The sequence below is a fragment of the Gammaproteobacteria bacterium genome (assembly GCA_013001575.1).
In the GTDB taxonomy this organism is placed as follows: Bacteria; Pseudomonadota; Gammaproteobacteria; order Steroidobacterales; family JABDMI01; genus JABDMI01.
The window spans coordinates 1-15,953 of the sequence record JABDMI010000036.1 but is presented as its reverse complement, the minus strand read 5'-3'; the positions used below and the strand labels follow the sequence as shown (position 1 = coordinate 15,953).

Sequence of the window (15,953 nt, the reverse complement as noted above, 5' to 3'; positions counted from 1 at the left end):
AAATTAATTACTGCGGGGTGTACTCATAAAATTGACGGGCGTTGCTGTTTACGTCTTGAGAGTTGTGCAGCGTGACCAGTTTATTAAGTAGCTCACCCGGGTTTTTATCATGGTCCGGCTGGGCCGAAACGGCGGTCAAACTCACAGTGAGATACTGTTCATCCGGTGAATGCGGGTGATGGACACACAGATCATGGATCTTGTCGGCAATCTGGTCTAGAAAATAGCGTTTATCTTCGGTGAAGTCACCTTGCATCAAAGCAACAATACTGTTTTCTTTATAGCGGGCAACGGTATCACTGGCACGTTGCAAATTGGTATTGATCAGATAGGCGATCTTACGCAAGGCTGACTCAGCCGCGGCTAATCCAAAGGTTTTTTTGTAGATCTCGAAATGGTCCGGGGTGAACATAACCAATGTGATGTCTTTTTTCTCGCGCAACCACAAGTGCCAGTCACGCACAAAATGCGATTCAAAATATTCCTGATTGAATAAACCGGTTTGCTGGTCACGGAAGGCCGTTACATGGTTGGCTTTACGCCGAGCTCTTTCGAGTTCATCGCTGGTGATCTTGCCCAGGTTTTTCATGCTGCCGACATAGTGCGTGATGATGCCTTCTTTGGACAATAATGGTCGGATGGTCAATCGATTCCAGAAAGCATCACCGTCTTTGGTGTAATTTCGCAAGGTCACGGTGCAAGAAGTGTTTTGATTCAAGGCGGTATGCAAGTCGTACAATGCGGCTTGTTGTTCGTCGTCATTCTGTAGAAATCGTGGGTTTTTTCCCAGCACATCTTCTTCGGTGTATCCGGTCATTTCGGTGAAGGTCGAATTCACATAACAGACCGACCAGTCCGAGGTGTGATTCTCGGTCACTATAATTCCGGTATCAAAATGGTCGATTACCTGTCGAAATAATTCTTGGCTCAGATCACTCATAATTTAAACCTTTAGGCCTTGCGACCCTGGATAATTATATTTGTAATTAATGCTTGCGACATAATCGCATTAGACAGGGCCTGAATACAAGTAGCAAATGGCTGATCCTGCAAGCTGTCTTCACTCAATAACTGAATTGTAGCAAGCAGGGGTTTTAATTCGACTGTGGTTTCCAGCGGTAGCAGCGCGTGCAAGCCACGGCTGGCGCATAGTAGCTCAATGGCCAGAATATTAACAACATTCTCACAAATATTCAGACACTTACGTCCAGCCCAGGGTGCCATACTGACATGGTCTTCCTGGCCTGCCGAGGTCGGAATGGTGTCCACAGAAGCCGGGTGCGCCAATGTTTTGTTTTCCGACGCCAATGCGGCGGCGGTGACATGCGCCATCATTAATCCGGACTCAAGCCCGGGCGAGCTGGTTAAAAACATATTCAAGGCCGGATTGACCTGCCGCAACAAACAATCTGTGCGGCGTTCTGACATATTTCCCAATTCAGTCAATGCGATGGCCAGAAAATCACTCACAAAGCCCAATGGAGCCGCATGAAAATTACCGCCTGATAAGACCTCGTCGTCAAAGATCAAGGGATTGTCCGACACAGAGTTGCATTCCTTTTGCAGAATTTCTTCGGCGTGTTCGAGTGTGGCCAAAACCGCACCATAAACTTGCGGCATGCAACGCAGGGCGTAAGGATCTTGTACCCGGTCACAGGCGGTGTGACTCTGGTTCACGCTGCTGCCACTTAACAGACTCCGAAAAGCCGCGGCAATGCGCGCCTGGGTGTCGAGGTTTCTGACCTGATGAATGCGCGCATCAAAAGGAGCATAACTTCCGCACAAGGCTTCCACCGATAAGGCTCCCGCCAGGATCGAGGTTTTGAGTAATACACGGGTTTGTCTGGCCGCTTGCATTGCTAAGGCGGCACTGACCTGGGTTCCGTTGAGTAAAGCCAGTCCTTCCTTGGCTTGTAAAACTTCAGGCTTGCATCCGACCGCATGCAAAACTTTTTCAGCCTGCAAAGTTTGCCCGGCATGTTGCGCCTTGCCTTCGCCGATCAAACACAAGGCAAGATGTGCGAGTGGTGCAAGATCACCCGAGGCGCCAACCGAACCTTGAGCGGGAATTCGTGGAATCACATCCTTATTAAGCAAGGCCAATAAGGTTTCAAGCACTTGTGGGCGGATCCCGGACACCCCTTGTGCCAGACTATTGGCTTTTAATAACATTATTGCGCGCACCAGTCCGGGTTCCAGTTCATTGCCCACACCACAGGCGTGACTGCGCACCAGGTTTAACTGTAGTTGTTGCACTTGTTTTGATGAAATACTCTGTTTCGCGAATGCGCCAAAGCCGGTGTTGATGCCATAACAGGTTTTATTATCGGTAACGACACGAACAACTGTATCAACACTTTGTTGCATTCGGGTTTTGGCGCTATCACACAGTTGGGCCTTTACTGGTCCTGCAAAACACGCATGGATGTGTTCCAGCTTGAGGTCATTGCCAGTCAGTGTAATGATATTACTCATGTTGTATTCTCAATGATCAGTCTAAAAAATTTAAATTCAAATTCTAAGTACTAACGGCACATTACTCCCTTGTGCCAAACCTGGTCGGGACCCAAACCACCCAGTTGATAACATAAAAACTCCGGGCCTGGGATGTCCCATAAAGCCAAGTCTGCTTGTTTGCCGACTTCGAGGCTGCCAAGCTTTTGTTGCAAGCCCAGGGCTTTTGCTGCATTCAAGCTGATTCCCAATAAGGCTTCCTGGCAATCAAGACCGAACAAATGCACCGAAAAATGCAATGCGGTTAACAAACTTGGAATGGGTGAAGTGCCGGGATTGGTGTCACTGGCTACAGCAATCGATACCTTATGTTTGCGTAACGAGGCGACGGGTGGCTTGCGGGTTTCTTGCAGAAAGTAAAAGGCGTTGGGTAGCAAAACGGCAACACAGCCGTGTTCGCCCATAACCCGCGCTCCACCTTTATCCAGATACTCCAAATGGTCCGCACTCAAGGCGCCCAGCGAGGCCGCCGTTTCGGCAGCGCGCATATGACTCAATTGTTCGGCGTGCACCCGGGTATTCAGCTTGAGGTCTTGGGCGGCTTTAAATAACTGTGTCATGGCTGCGTTATCAAAAGCGATGTTCTCAACATACATGTCTACAGCGTCGGCCAGATCGTGTTTGGCAATAAGCGGCAACATCTCGGAAATGATCAAATCAAGATATTCATTCTGGGTGGTGTTTTTGGGAATGGTGTGGGCGCCTAGGAAAGTGCTCACGATATTCATCGGCAGGTTTTGCTTGAGGGTGCGGATCGCACCCAGCATTTTTAATTCATTATCAGTATCCAGACCGTAACCACTTTTGATCTCAAGCGTGGTCACACCTTCGCTTTGTAAGGCTTGGATGCGTTGCATGCTTTGCTGGATCAATTCAGCCTCATCGGCCTTGCGAACCGCGTTCACTGTGGCGTAGATGCCACCGCCACTGGCGTGAATCTCGGCATAATCCACCCCGCGTAAGCGCTGGTTATGTTCTGCGCTGCGATCTCCCGCGTACACAATGTGGGTGTGACAATCGATAAAAGACGGTAATAATACGCGCTGTTGTGCATCGATGCTTGTGCGGGCGGCTAAAACACCCTCTGACTGACTTTTGCTGATCGAACTGATCAGGCCATTATCAATCGCAATCTGATCACACTCGGAACACTCAATATTCCCCGACATCGGGTACAATCGTGCATTATGGATAACCAGATCATGCACGCTTTGTTGATCGCTATGTTGCTTCACAGGCCGGTTGATCCAGGTAAATAAAAAAGTCATTATAAGCTGCTAACAGGAATAGGACACAAGATAAGCCGTATGCCCGAATCATTGAGTTTTCAATATGTGCTGACTCCGGATGGATTGCGTGAAAACCAGACCATAACCATCGGAAATGAAGGCCGTATTAGCCGTATCGCGGACGCCAATGCGGCAATTTGCCGACCCGGTCTGGCCCTGCCAGGCATTCCCAATGCGCACAGTCACAGTTTCCAGCGTGCCTTGATCGGCTATGGCGAGATCCCGAATTTCAAAAAAGGCGATGAGAATTTCTGGAGTTGGCGGCAAAGCATGTATGCCCTGGCCAATCAACTCGATGAAAAACAGCTATACGGCATTGCACGCCAGGCCTTTATGGAAATGTTGCAAGCCGGTTTTACCTCGGTGGCAGAATTTCATTATTTGCATCACGATAAGGAGGGCACTGCCACCCTTGCGATGTTGGATGCCATCATTCTGGCTGCTCGCGACACCGGGATCCGATTGCGCCTGTTGCCGGTCTTGTACATGCGCGGCGGTTTTACCTTGCCCGCACAACCCGAACATTACCGTTTTGTGATCGCATCCTTGTCGCAATACTGCAAATTGCTTGAACATTGCAATAAACATGTGGCAACCGGGGTTGCGCCGCATTCATTACGCGCCGTCCCGATTGAAAATATTCCCAAGCTCTTACATTACGCCGAAGCCATTTTGGGTAAAAATTTCCCGGTGCACATCCACATCGCCGAACAAAAAAAAGAAGTGCAAGATTGTCTCAGCGCACATCACGCCTCACCCGTGCAATTACTGGCCGATAGCGTGCCCTTGACCTCGCAATGGAATCTGATCCATGCGACCCACATTAATGGTCGCGAGATGGATCTTCTGGCGCGCGCGCATGCGCAAGTTGTTTTGTGTCCGTATACCGAGGCGTATTTGGGCGACGGGGTGTTTCCCGCTGCCCAGTTTTTCCAGTCGGGTGGCCGTTTTGCGCTAGGTACCGACAGTAACACGCGTATTGATGCGCTGGGTGAAATGCGTTTTCTGGAATACAACCAGCGCTTGATCAGTCGCAAGCGTTCACGTCTGGCTTCCAGTCAGGGTATCGGCCACAGCCTCTGGGATATGACTGCCAAGGCTGGAGCCAAAGCAGTGCAATTTACTGTAGGCGAACTGCAAACCGGGCATTTTGCCGACATCGTGGTGCTGGATACAAAGCGAGCCCCGCTCAACGGTTTACCGGTTGAACGCATGCTGGACGCGGCCGTTATTGGTGGGGCAAGAGACCTGGTGAAAGAGGTGTATGTCGGTGGTAAACAAGTGGTCAATGGGCAGCAACATGTGTTTGCAGATGAGATAGAAAAAGACTTCGCTACCACGATGCGATCTTTGAAAATGGTCTAGGGAAAACTGTGCAAGCTTTTACCTTGACCCAGCCAGTCGGACCCGCACTTCCCGTGCTTGCGAGTATTCCGCATTCCGGCACCTATGTACCAGATGACATCCGGGTCTTGTTTGCGAATAAAAGCGTGGCGCATTTGCCCATGACCGATTGGTTTTTGTATCATCTATACGACTTTTTACCAGGTCTAGGGGTAAGTGTGGTCGCCGCGAATGTCAGTCGCTATGTTATTGATATGAATCGCTCACCCCTCCCATTGGAATTGTACCCGGGTCGGTTCGAGACCAAATTGGTCGCCGATTCAGATTTTCAGGGGCGATCCATCTTTTCCAGTTATCCGTCACAACAACAAATAGATCTGTATACGCAACAAGTGCATGTGCCTTACCACCGTGCCTTGCAGCAATGCCTGACAAGTCTTCAGCAAGCGCATGGGAAAGTGTATTTGTTCGATCTGCACAGTATTGCCAAGTCGGCAACCCTAATCCACGCCGAACTGGATAAAGATATTTATCTGGGCGATCGCGATGGAAACAGTTGTTCCGGGCAATGGACCCAAATGATTGCGGATGAATTTATGCAGCACAAATTCAGTGTGCAAAAGAACCAACCATACAAAGGCGGTTACATTACCCATCACTATGGGCAGGACGCAAACGTTGAAGCGCTACAAATAGAAATGAATCAGGAAGTGTATATGCAGTCCGAACACGCAGGTGATGCACAGCTAGCTGTTCAGTCACAACGCTTCATTCAAGCCAAGACACGTCTTGAGGCTCTGTTTGTTGCGCTGCTGGAATCATTGGAGCACTGAGTGGATCCGGCACGTATAGCGCAATTGTCACGCACTCTGGCATCCCTGATCGAGCTGGTGCCCGAAGTTGAGCAAGATGCCATTGCGCCACAGGAGTTGCAGCTGATCATTGAGGCCAAATATTTTCGGCCTGAACAAGACGAACGCATAACAGAATGGTTTGCCAAGTTTCTGACCATCCGTGGCAATCTGTGGGACATTATTGATACCGCACACGAAGAAGTCACCGTGGGCCTGAAAAATCTGTCTACCTACGAAGAGTATCAAATGTTTGTGATCGGCTATGTCACGGCATGTCATGTGGTACGGCTGGATCGTTTTTTACTCGAACAATTCGCTACCCACACGTTTATCCAGCGCAAACTTAACGAGGGCATTCCACATTTGAATGTGGCGCGAAAACAATACACCCACATATTCGAGTCCTTTATTGATATCGATAATGCGCAGCGCATGTTGATGGTGATGAATTTTGCCGCCAAGGAGCGCAGTAAGATCAAGCGTCTGGCTCAGGATAAGGACGTTGGACAATTTGTGGATAATATCTGGCGTTATCGCGGCTATCTTGATCCAAGCAAACAACAGTATTTAAAACGCGCCCATCATTTTTTACGACACGCGGTCAAACGACGTGGCGCGACCATTAGACAACACACCCAGTTCAAGATCCTGGAAGCCTCGGGTCGGGTTTTTTCCGAGATCAATAATCCTAAACTTAATCGCGTGGATGAGCGAATTCGTGCCCAGGCGCGTGAAATCTTGCTGCCGGGTGACGTGTTGGTTACCCGGCATCGCATGGCATTAACCAATTTTCTGTTACCCGGTTATTGGCCGCACGCCGCCTTGTTCGTCGGTTCGGATAAAGAGCGCGAGGCCTATAAGATTGAACTGGATGCTCGCGTGCAAAAGCGCTGGAACGGCAATAAATGCACCTTTGAAGCCTTAAAAGACGGGGTGTTGTTTCGGCCATTGGAAAATACTCTGGCCGTAGATGGTTTTGTGATCTTGCGTCCGACTATTTCGCAAAATGGCATCAAACAGGCGATCGAGCGGATCGTGGTGCATGAAGGCAAACAATATAACTTTGATTTTGACTTTTTCCGTTCCGACCGTCTGGTGTGTACTGAGCTTATGTATCGCGCTTTTGACGGCATCGAACACATGGACATCGAACTCCGAGAGCGGGCCGGGCGACCAACCTTATCGGCAGAGGATCTGTGCGATCTGGCTTTGGAAACAGCGATGTTCCAGCCAGTTGCTATCTTTGGCGTAAAAGGCGCTAATGGCTTTGAGACCGATGCAAGTAATGTTCCGGAATTGTTACGAGAAAGTTATCGTAAATAAAACCGGTTTAAGCATTTAAGAGATCATGCTACTGTTTGACCAGCTTAGATTAAATGAACAACAGGAGAATTACTTATGCAACGCACATCTATCAATCCGGTCGATTGGGGTCTTCAATTCAGTATGGATCAAGGCGAAATTGTGGAAGGCACAAGCAAACATCTCAGATGCTCAGGTCAGGTCTCGGTCGATCCAGCTCCCGATACCGAGCTGGGTTTTGCTGTCGTATCGCCAAATGATATTCGTGGTCAAATGCAACACAGCTTGCGGAATGTGGATGCCATATTGGAAAAAGCTGGAATGGAAAAAGCCAATATAGTCGCACTCAGATTCTATACAACGGATATCGATGGATTCCTGGCTAATTACGATGTGTATGCTGAATGGATAGCCCCGGCAGGAACTCGTCCACCCCAAAGTTTGTTGGGTGTTAATCGCCTGGTGCTTCCAGAGTTGATGGTGGAAATAGAGATTGAAGCAGCCGCATAAGCAATGAGTGCAAGTGGTTGACCAACGTTTTCGGTGACGTTTTTGTATAAATTTATTATCAAGATTTTATGAAATTACAACGATGAAAAAAATCCTGCTTCTATTACTTGTACTAATCGCCGCTTATTTTTGGCTTGCACAAGACTTTAACAAAGCAGCACTCACTTATTACTACAATGGAAACATCATAACCCTGAATGATGAAATGCCGCGTGCTGAATCAATGGTGGTAGAAAATGGACTGATTATAGAAATTGGTGATTCGATACCGTCCGAACATTTTAAAAATCGCGTTGACCTGGAGGGTGCGACAGTTCTTCCCGGGTTTATTGATAGTCATTCCCATGTCGCCTTGTCTTCATTCCTGGAATCCATGGTAGATTTGTCCGGTTTCACACATTCCAGTGATCGGGCAGTATGGGCATATTTAAAACAAGAAGTCGCAAACTATGAACCCGGTGAATGGATAATCTGTAAAGGCCTGGATCCCATTTTAGTTGCTGATCTGCAAACGCCCGATATTCAGTTCCTGGATGCACTTGCGCCAGATAATCCGGTAATGATCCTGTCGCAAAGTTTGCATACCTATTGGGCTAATTCGCTGGCCTTTGAGAAAGCAGAAATTAGCCGTGATACCGTCAGTCCCAGTGAGTCCAGTTATTACGAAAAAGACTCGCAGGGGAATTTGACCGGTTTGATCGTTGAGCAAGAAGCCTTATTACCTTTTTACGAGATCATGCTGAAGGAAGCCCTTACTTCAAGTGTGTTACTGGATTCCACGGTAAAAGTCATGCAAGGCTACGCCCAAAACGGTAACACCACCGTGGTCTCCGCCGGTATCAGTATTACCAATGCCAAGCCTTTGCGTTTGTATCAGCATCTCTCTGACCAAAAACCGGTTTTTTTGAATCAACTCCTAAGCAAGTTGGGTTTTTTACCCGAACGAGAAGCCAATCCACGACATTTTCTTTATATGCGGCACGACCGGGTTGAATTATTGCCCGAGAATAAAACCGAGAATGATTTTTACAATATTCTCGGGGTAAAACATTGGTACGACGGTTCACCGTATACCGGTTCCATGTATTTGCAAAAACCGTATTTGGACTCAGACTTAACCCGAAACGGCTTGCATATAGCACCAGGTTACGCGGGTAAGGCATTGCTTGCCCCTGGTGAGTTACAGAACTTCATAAAACAATATCATCAACAAGGCTGGCAAATTGCCGTACACGCCCAGGGTGATCAGGCCAATCACGAGGTAGTACAGGCTTTTGCAGATGTGAATCAAACTATGGATGTCACCAGTGGCAGACATCGGATTGAACACGCTTTAATGATCTCGACTGACAGTCTGAATGAATTACACAATATGGGCATGAGCGCGAATTTTCACACCAATCATTTGTATTATTACGGCCAAGCCTTGCAACAAGATATTCTCGGTACAAGGCGTGCTGGAGCAATGTTACCAATCGCATTTGCACAGGGTATTGGTATGCAGTATTCCATGCACGCCGATCAACCCATGTTTGAAAGTAAGCCCTTTCATTTAATGCAAACCGCAATAGAACGCAAAACCAAAGAGGGCACAACTATTGGTATTGAGCATTCAATTCAGGTCGATTCGGCATTAAAAGCCATGACCATTCAAGCAGCCTGGCAAATTGGCATGGAAAATAAGATCGGTTCATTGGAGCAAGGAAAGTACGCTGATTTTATTGTAGTGGACGCTGATCCTTACGCAGTTCCCTTGGAAAAAATAAAGGATATAAAAGTGCAAAAAACCTTTGTGCATGGGAACGAGATAATTACACCTTAAACTTACATGACCAATTCCTTACAAAATGTTGTAAATGTTATAAAACACCCACTGAGTGATGCGGATTTTCAGGTGGAGTGTAAAAATATTCTCGATAAAAATGGTGTATTGTTGTTACCTGATTTTCTGACCAGGAATTCGATCGAATCAATTCGACGTGAAGGCTTGCAACAACAGCATTTAGCGTACTTTTCAGAACGCACGCATAATATTTATTTATCCGAGCCAGATTCAAACTTTCCAGACCGGCATCCTCGAAACCGGCAAATAACTTCCACCAAAGGGTGTATTACCACCGACCAGATCCCGCAAGACTCGTGCTTGCATTTATTGTATAACTCCAATGAATTCAAGAGCTTTCTGTGTTCGGTTTTGAATGAAAAGGCTTTGCATCCTTATGCCGATTCGATGTCATCCATCAACTTGCATTATGCGGATAAAGGACAGCAATTGGGATGGCATTTTGATAATTCATCATTCGCGATTACTTTATTAATTCAGGAACCGCAAAGTGGCGGTGAGTTTGAGTATGTTAAAGATGTACGTGATGCAGATGCGGGAGATGTGAATTATGCAATCGCTACCAGGGTTTTGGATGGTGAAATTACTGCGAAAAAATTAAGCTTGAAAGCAGGTACTTTATTATTGTTTCGAGGTCGCAATGCAATGCATCGTGTAACCCCGGTTATAGGCGAAACAACACGAATGTTGGTTGTGCTAGCCTATAACTCGGAGCCAGGAATTGCCTTATCCAAATCAGCAAGAATGACTTTTTATGGAAGAGTATGAAGAAACAAAGGCATCAAGCAATTACATCTTCGCCGGTTTCACAAACTTCAAGGTCATGCGATCACTTTCACCAATCGCCAGATACTTGTCTCGATCCACATCCTTCAAACGTAAACTTGGTGGCAGTGTCCAGACACCTTTTTCATGCTCGGCAGTATCTTTTGGATTGGCGTTCACTTCAGACTTACCCGCGAGTTTAAATCCAACACTTTCAGCCAGTTCGATCACGTAGGATTCGGTCATGTAACCCGAGGTCATCATATCTTCAACCGCACGACCTTCGGGGGCACGATGTTCGACCACGCCGAATACGCCACCGGGTTTAAGAGCCTGATAAGCAGCCTGGAAAACTTTTTTATCCACTTCGCCTTTGGTCCAGTTATGTACATTGCGGAATGTCAGAACAAAGTCGGCTGTATTGGATGGTGCCAACAAGGTTTGTAATGGTGGATTAAGCGTGGTGACATTGGGTTTGCCATAAACTTCGGTAGCTGTGGCGAATTTGTTCAGTAGACTATTGTGTAAACGCCCGCGATACTCCGGTTCTTTGACATTGCCAAAACTTGCGGCATAAAAGGTTCCTTTGTCGCGTAAATACGGCCCCAAGATCTCCGAATACCAGCCACTGCCGGGCCATAGCTCAACCACCGTGGATTCGGGTTTAACCCCGAAAAATTCCAGGGTTGCGGCAGGATGTCGATACTGGTCACGTGCACGATTTTTGTCGGAGCGATGCTCACCATCAATAGCCATTTGCAATGACTCGCGAATGGTGATGACTTTCGGGGTGCTTTCAATGTACTCGGTTTTTGCCGGCTCGTTTTTACCACAAGCGCTCAACAGCAGAGTAAGAATTAGAATGGAATATAGCCATGGTCGCATGTGATTAACTCCTGAATGTTCCGTTTTTTTTAGTCAAGTAAAAATGATTTGGAAATTATACGGATTTTTGCTTATAGTGAGTGAATATTGATACTCAAAAATACCGTGAATAAGGGAGAGTAAACGTGAAATGTCCTGCATGCATACAGCAAAAAATGGTCCCAGTGCGTTTGGAGTACGGATTACCCGCCATGTCGTGCGTGGATTGCCGCGGGGTTTTGGTTAGTATATTGTCCTATCGCGACTGGCTGGATCGTCAGCCGGAGTTCACTAAAACCGATACTCAGCACGAATTACAAGAAGTTAAAAACACCAAACAGGTCATCACATGCCCGAAATGCTACAAATTGATGACCAAATACCGTTTTTCTTCCAAGGTGGATAATCAGATCGACTTGTGCAAGGACTGCGGCGATGTGTGGTTTGATAATGGTGAATGGAAAATGCTTGAGGATCTGGGCATCAAGGATCATTTCACGGTAATTTTTAACACGCCCTGGCAAGTGCGTATTCGTGAACAAGAATTCCAACAAGATTATTTGGTAAAGCTGGAAGATCAATTAGGCGAGCAAGATTTTAAAACCATCACCAAGCTCAAGGCCTGGATTGACAAGCACAATAAAAAACATGACATTATTCATTATCTGAAAAAAGACCTTTTGTTATGAGCGCAGCTGCGCCATCTATGCAGGACTGGCAAGCCATGGGTGAATATCATCGGCTTTCCTTACCCGGTCTTGGTAGGCATGAGTTGTTTGTTATTGATACTGGCGAGACCGACAAACCGGTCTTGTGTATTTTGCACGGCTACCCCACGTCCAGTTACGACTACTGGAAAGCTTTGCCAATTCTCAGGCAACACTATCGCGTGATCATGCACGACCACCTCGGTTTTGGTTTATCCGACAAACCTGTCGCATACGGGTACCAATTGATCGATCAAGCCTCTTTTGCCTTAGAGCTCTGGAAGCAATTGGGGGTGCAAAGCATGCACCTCTTGGCGCACGACTACGGCACCAGCGTGGCCACAGAGATTATCCATCGCCACAATCATAAGGAACTGGATATTTCTATCGAAAATGTCACCTTATGCAATGGCAGTATGCATATTGAGTTATCGCAACTACGCCCGATCCAAAAATTGCTCAAAAGTCGTTTTGTGGGCCCGTTGATTGCACGATTGGCCAGCAAGCGCACGCTTAAACGCAATTTTCAGCGCATCTATTCCGATGCCAGCAAAGTGGATGACCAAGAACTCGATGCCATCTGGGCCATGATGTTGCATAATAACGGCCGGCGAGTGTTGGCCAGGGTGACCCGATACATTGATCAACGCTATACCCACTGGGATCGCTGGATAGGAGCTTTGCGCGAGACTCAATTGCCAATGCATATTTTATGGGCTGAAGATGATCCGGTGGCGGTGGTGGAAATGGCGCAGGTTATTTCCGACGAGACCAGGAACAGTCGCAAAACCATATTGTCAGGCCTGGGACACTTTCCGATGTTGGAAAATGCTCAAGTCTGGACAAGTCATATTTGATTATCTTCGAATAGTTTTTGGAACAAATAGCTAAATGTTAAAAGTCATATCTATGTCTAAGCGAATATTATTACTTTTTTGTGTTGTTGTATTAACGGCTTGCGAAACTCCGCAAGAGAACATGAACATTGAACCGGCGGTGATGGTTAAAAAAGCGAAACCCGTTTACCCGCCTAAAGCATTGGCGGAAGGCATTGAAGGCTGGGCCTGGGTTCGCTATACCGTCACTGATAAAGGCACGGTTATAAATCCGGTGATAACAAGCAGCAGTCAGCCGGATGTGTTCGACGCTTCCGCTTTATTAGCCATTTATCAGTTTCAATACACGCCCAGGCATGTCAATGGCAAGCCGACCTCGATTACCGGTATGAGTTACCGGTTTGAATACGACCTGGATAAATATCCGGAAAATTACCATCAAGAATAAATACAGGAAAATCTCATGATCAAAGCCTATGCTGCAAACCAAGCCGGTGGAAAACTGGAGCCATTCGAGTACGATCCAGGTGAGCTGGGTCAAGACGATGTTGAAGTGAAGGTCGAATACTGTGGAATTTGCCACAGTGATCTGAGCATGCTGAATAACGACTGGGGCATTACCCAGTTTCCATTTGTGCCCGGACACGAAGTGGTTGGAACCATCAGCCAGGTCGGCAGCAATGTCTCGTCACGTAAGGTTGGGCAACGCGTTGGTATAGGTTGGCACGCAGGATATTGCTTAAGCTGTAAACAATGCATGCAGGGCGACCACAATCTCTGCCGCCAGGCGCAAGGCATCATCATCGGTCGGCATGGAGGTTTTGCTGACAAGGTTCGCGTTCAAGCAGCCAGCGCCATTGTGTTACCCGATGATCTGGATGTGGAAAGTGCCGGTCCATTATTTTGCGGCGGCATCACAGTGTTCACTCCGATCCATGATTACGAATTAAAGCCGACCGGTAAGGTCGGGGTCATCGGCATTGGTGGTTTGGGGCATATGGCGCTCGGATTTTTGAACAAATGGGGCTGTGAAGTAACGGCCTTTACGTCTTCAGAAGACAAAATGCAACAGGCTTTGGAACTCGGCGCGCATAAAACCATTAACTCGCGCGACCCGGAAGCGATCAAAGCCGCGCGTGGTCAATTCGACCTGATCATCTCAACGGTGAATGTGACACTGGACTGGAATTTATACATCAGCACCCTGACGACCAAAGGCCGCTTGCACTTTGTTGGTGCCGTGCAAGAGCCGCTCGCAATCACAGCCGGTTCCTTGATGAATGCACAAAAGTCGGTTTCTTCTTCACCGGTTGGTAGTCCCGCCACCATTGCCACCATGATCGAGTTTGCCGCACGACACGATATCCGGCCCACGGTTGAAGTTTATCCAATGGAAAAAGTCAATGAAGCCATGCAACATCTGGCCGATGGCAAGGCGCGTTACCGGGTGGTATTGAAAATGTGATCAATGAATCACTGCATGATCCAGTAAATGATCGCCGGCAAACTCAGCATCGACATGATCGTGGACAGCATCACCGTGGTCGTGGATAAAGGAACACCGGTTTTGTATTGCTCGGCAAACACATAGGCACTGACCCCGGTGGGTTGGGCTGCAAAAATAACTAAAGCAATTAGCCAGCTGTGCGGCAATGCAAAAACGTAAGTGCCAAACACCCAGGCGAGCAAAGGCAGCACCAACACCTTGGTCACAGCAATGAAGGTCGCGGCACCCAATTGACCGGACAAGCGATAATGACTCATGGTGGCACCCAATGCGAACAGCGACGCTCCGGTTACCGTATCACCCATGATCTCGGCGATCTTGTCCAGGGTGTAGGGCAGTTTCAGCTCGAAAGAATTCATCACTAAACCCAAAACAATGGCAACCAGAATGGGATTGCGACCCACTGAGTTGAGTAATTGAAAAATGCTTCTCAGGTATGAGGGTTTTTGATCCGGAAAGCCTTCAAACTCTTCCAGGTTCTTGCGTTTGGCGCGTTCCAACAGAATTGTGGTAACCGTGAACAAACTGAGTCCATGAAACGCCAAAATAATAAAAAACGGTACGACGCCGTCTTCACCATAAGTGCTTAACAGCACTGGCAAGCCCAGCAAAACCGTATTCCCAAAAGTTGAACTCATGGCCGTGATTGCGGATTTGGAACGGTCATGCCGGAATAATTTTGCGGTTACAAACAAACTAAATATATACAAAATACCAACCGGAATATAAAAACTTGCCAACAAGTCCAGTGGCAACACATCGGGCAGATCCGAATCGACAAATTTTCGCAGCAGGAACAGTGGAACCGCAAAATAAAACACAAAACGGGTTAATACTTTACTGTTGTTTCCCGATACCCAGTGCAGGCGGGCGGCGGCAAAGCCGAAAATGGCTATGCCGAAAATGGGCGAGGCGATGAGTATGGTTTCTAGCATGAGTTGGGTCCTGACGCGACGCGGCATTATAAACGACTGATCTTCTTTTTGCTGCGATGCGCAATGAAATTGCCGTGTACACAAGTCCGGAAAAGACGAAATACCGGCTGGAACAAACAAGTTTGAGTTACTGAAATTCGTTGGCAGTTTGGTGTGTGCCGAAAAAAATCCATACAGAACAGGTGTTTACCGGATGCGATGCATGTCTACGTAGTTGCACTGATTTTCAAAAGTCAATAATCATGCTATATACAAGCATCAAGTAAAGCGAAGCCGGAGAAGCGACATGGAATTAACGAAGCCACTAAAAGGTATGGGCATTCTATTATTTTTACTGGTCTTTATATTTACCAGTGCAGAGGTTATGGCAAACAAGGTAAAAAAGCTCGAGCTTTCATCACCTCAGGGTTTTGATAAAGCTCCGGTTATCAAGGTGTATTCCACCGATGGTGAAAAGTGGGGGGCAATTGATACCAATCACATCACCAAAGTGACGGCAAATCTATACGCACGCTGTAAATGGGAAGGCAAGGGCAATAAAGCCTATAAGGGAAAATTTTATGTAACTGGTTTTACATTAGATGGCAGCGTCGATCCGGCAAATTTTTTAATTCCGCATCGTAAAACAGTATCCGGTAATTACGCTTATCACGGCAATGATGAAAATTTTAATCCGGTCAAAG

Annotated in this window: 16 protein-coding genes; 11 read left to right on the top strand and 5 right to left on the bottom strand. The window is 47.2% G+C overall.

All coding sequences use genetic code 11. The features are described from left to right. Positions 1–7: 7 nt before the first annotated feature. Genes HKN88_03345 through hutI form a run of 3 tightly spaced genes read right to left on the bottom strand, consistent with a single transcriptional unit; the run spans position 8 to position 3,782 of the window. Positions 8–940, bottom strand: a complete 933-nt coding sequence (locus HKN88_03345) for a diguanylate cyclase (protein NNC97088.1) — start codon at positions 938–940, stop codon at positions 8–10. 11 nt (positions 941–951) lie between these two features. Beyond that, the gene (hutH, locus tag HKN88_03340; GenBank protein ID NNC97087.1) at positions 952–2,475 is read right to left on the bottom strand and encodes a histidine ammonia-lyase; all 1,524 of its coding nucleotides are present in this window, start codon (positions 2,473–2,475) and stop codon (positions 952–954) included. A gap of 50 nt (positions 2,476–2,525) precedes the next feature. Then, positions 2,526–3,782: an imidazolonepropionase gene (gene hutI / locus HKN88_03335; GenBank protein NNC97086.1), complete on the bottom strand. Its 1,257-nt coding sequence runs from the start codon at positions 3,780–3,782 to the stop codon at positions 2,526–2,528. Positions 3,783–3,821: 39 nt separating this feature from the next. Here hutI and hutF point away from each other — a divergent pair, with 39 nt between their 5' ends. From hutF to HKN88_03305, 6 genes are all read left to right on the top strand, one after another. Next, complete coding sequence (gene hutF / locus HKN88_03330; protein NNC97085.1) at positions 3,822–5,168, top strand: formimidoylglutamate deiminase; 1,347 nt, start codon at positions 3,822–3,824, stop codon at positions 5,166–5,168. Between the two features lie 8 nt (positions 5,169–5,176). Then, a complete protein-coding gene (locus tag HKN88_03325) occupies positions 5,177–5,980 on the top strand; it encodes a hypothetical protein (protein ID NNC97084.1) in 804 nt (267 codons plus the stop codon). After that, a complete protein-coding gene (locus HKN88_03320; protein NNC97083.1) occupies positions 5,981–7,324 on the top strand; it encodes a hypothetical protein in 1,344 nt (447 codons plus the stop codon). Between the two features lie 75 nt (positions 7,325–7,399). Continuing rightward, positions 7,400–7,813, top strand: coding sequence for a RidA family protein (locus HKN88_03315; GenBank protein ID NNC97082.1), 414 nt, complete (start codon positions 7,400–7,402; stop codon positions 7,811–7,813). 82 nt (positions 7,814–7,895) lie between these two features. Then, entirely contained in the window at positions 7,896–9,635 is a 1,740-nt protein-coding gene (locus HKN88_03310; protein ID NNC97081.1) for an amidohydrolase, read from the top strand. A gap of 6 nt (positions 9,636–9,641) precedes the next feature. After that, positions 9,642–10,424 (top strand): 2OG-Fe(II) oxygenase, encoded by a 783-nt coding sequence (locus HKN88_03305; GenBank protein NNC97080.1) that lies wholly within the window; start codon positions 9,642–9,644, stop codon positions 10,422–10,424. A gap of 21 nt (positions 10,425–10,445) precedes the next feature. Here HKN88_03305 and HKN88_03300 read toward each other — a convergent pair whose 3' ends face one another. Beyond that, positions 10,446–11,306 carry a class I SAM-dependent methyltransferase gene (locus HKN88_03300; protein NNC97079.1) on the bottom strand — a complete coding sequence of 287 codons (861 nt, stop codon included), beginning with the start codon at positions 11,304–11,306 and terminating at the stop codon, positions 10,446–10,448. 125 nt (positions 11,307–11,431) lie between these two features. Between HKN88_03300 and HKN88_03295 the strand changes: the two genes are divergently transcribed. The 4 genes from HKN88_03295 to HKN88_03280 are packed head-to-tail and all read left to right on the top strand — an operon-like array spanning position 11,432 to position 14,293. Further along, a complete protein-coding gene (locus HKN88_03295) occupies positions 11,432–11,974 on the top strand; it encodes a zf-TFIIB domain-containing protein (GenBank protein ID NNC97078.1) in 543 nt (180 codons plus the stop codon). Beyond that, on the top strand, positions 11,971–12,849 hold the full coding sequence (locus tag HKN88_03290) for an alpha/beta hydrolase (GenBank protein NNC97077.1): 879 nt from the start codon (positions 11,971–11,973) through the stop codon (positions 12,847–12,849). The genes HKN88_03295 and HKN88_03290 overlap by 4 nt, the downstream gene beginning before the upstream one ends. A 52-nt stretch (positions 12,850–12,901) precedes the next feature. Beyond that, a complete protein-coding gene (locus HKN88_03285) occupies positions 12,902–13,276 on the top strand; it encodes an energy transducer TonB (protein NNC97076.1) in 375 nt (124 codons plus the stop codon). 15 nt (positions 13,277–13,291) lie between these two features. Next, complete coding sequence (locus HKN88_03280) at positions 13,292–14,293, top strand: NAD(P)-dependent alcohol dehydrogenase (GenBank protein NNC97075.1); 1,002 nt, start codon at positions 13,292–13,294, stop codon at positions 14,291–14,293. A gap of 8 nt (positions 14,294–14,301) precedes the next feature. On the opposite strand, the gene HKN88_03275 is transcribed toward HKN88_03280, so the two are convergent. Then, complete coding sequence (locus HKN88_03275; GenBank protein NNC97074.1) at positions 14,302–15,270, bottom strand: AEC family transporter; 969 nt, start codon at positions 15,268–15,270, stop codon at positions 14,302–14,304. A gap of 286 nt (positions 15,271–15,556) precedes the next feature. Here HKN88_03275 and HKN88_03270 point away from each other — a divergent pair. After that, positions 15,557–15,953: hypothetical protein (locus tag HKN88_03270; protein ID NNC97073.1), on the top strand; the 397-nt coding region annotated here is incomplete at its 3' end.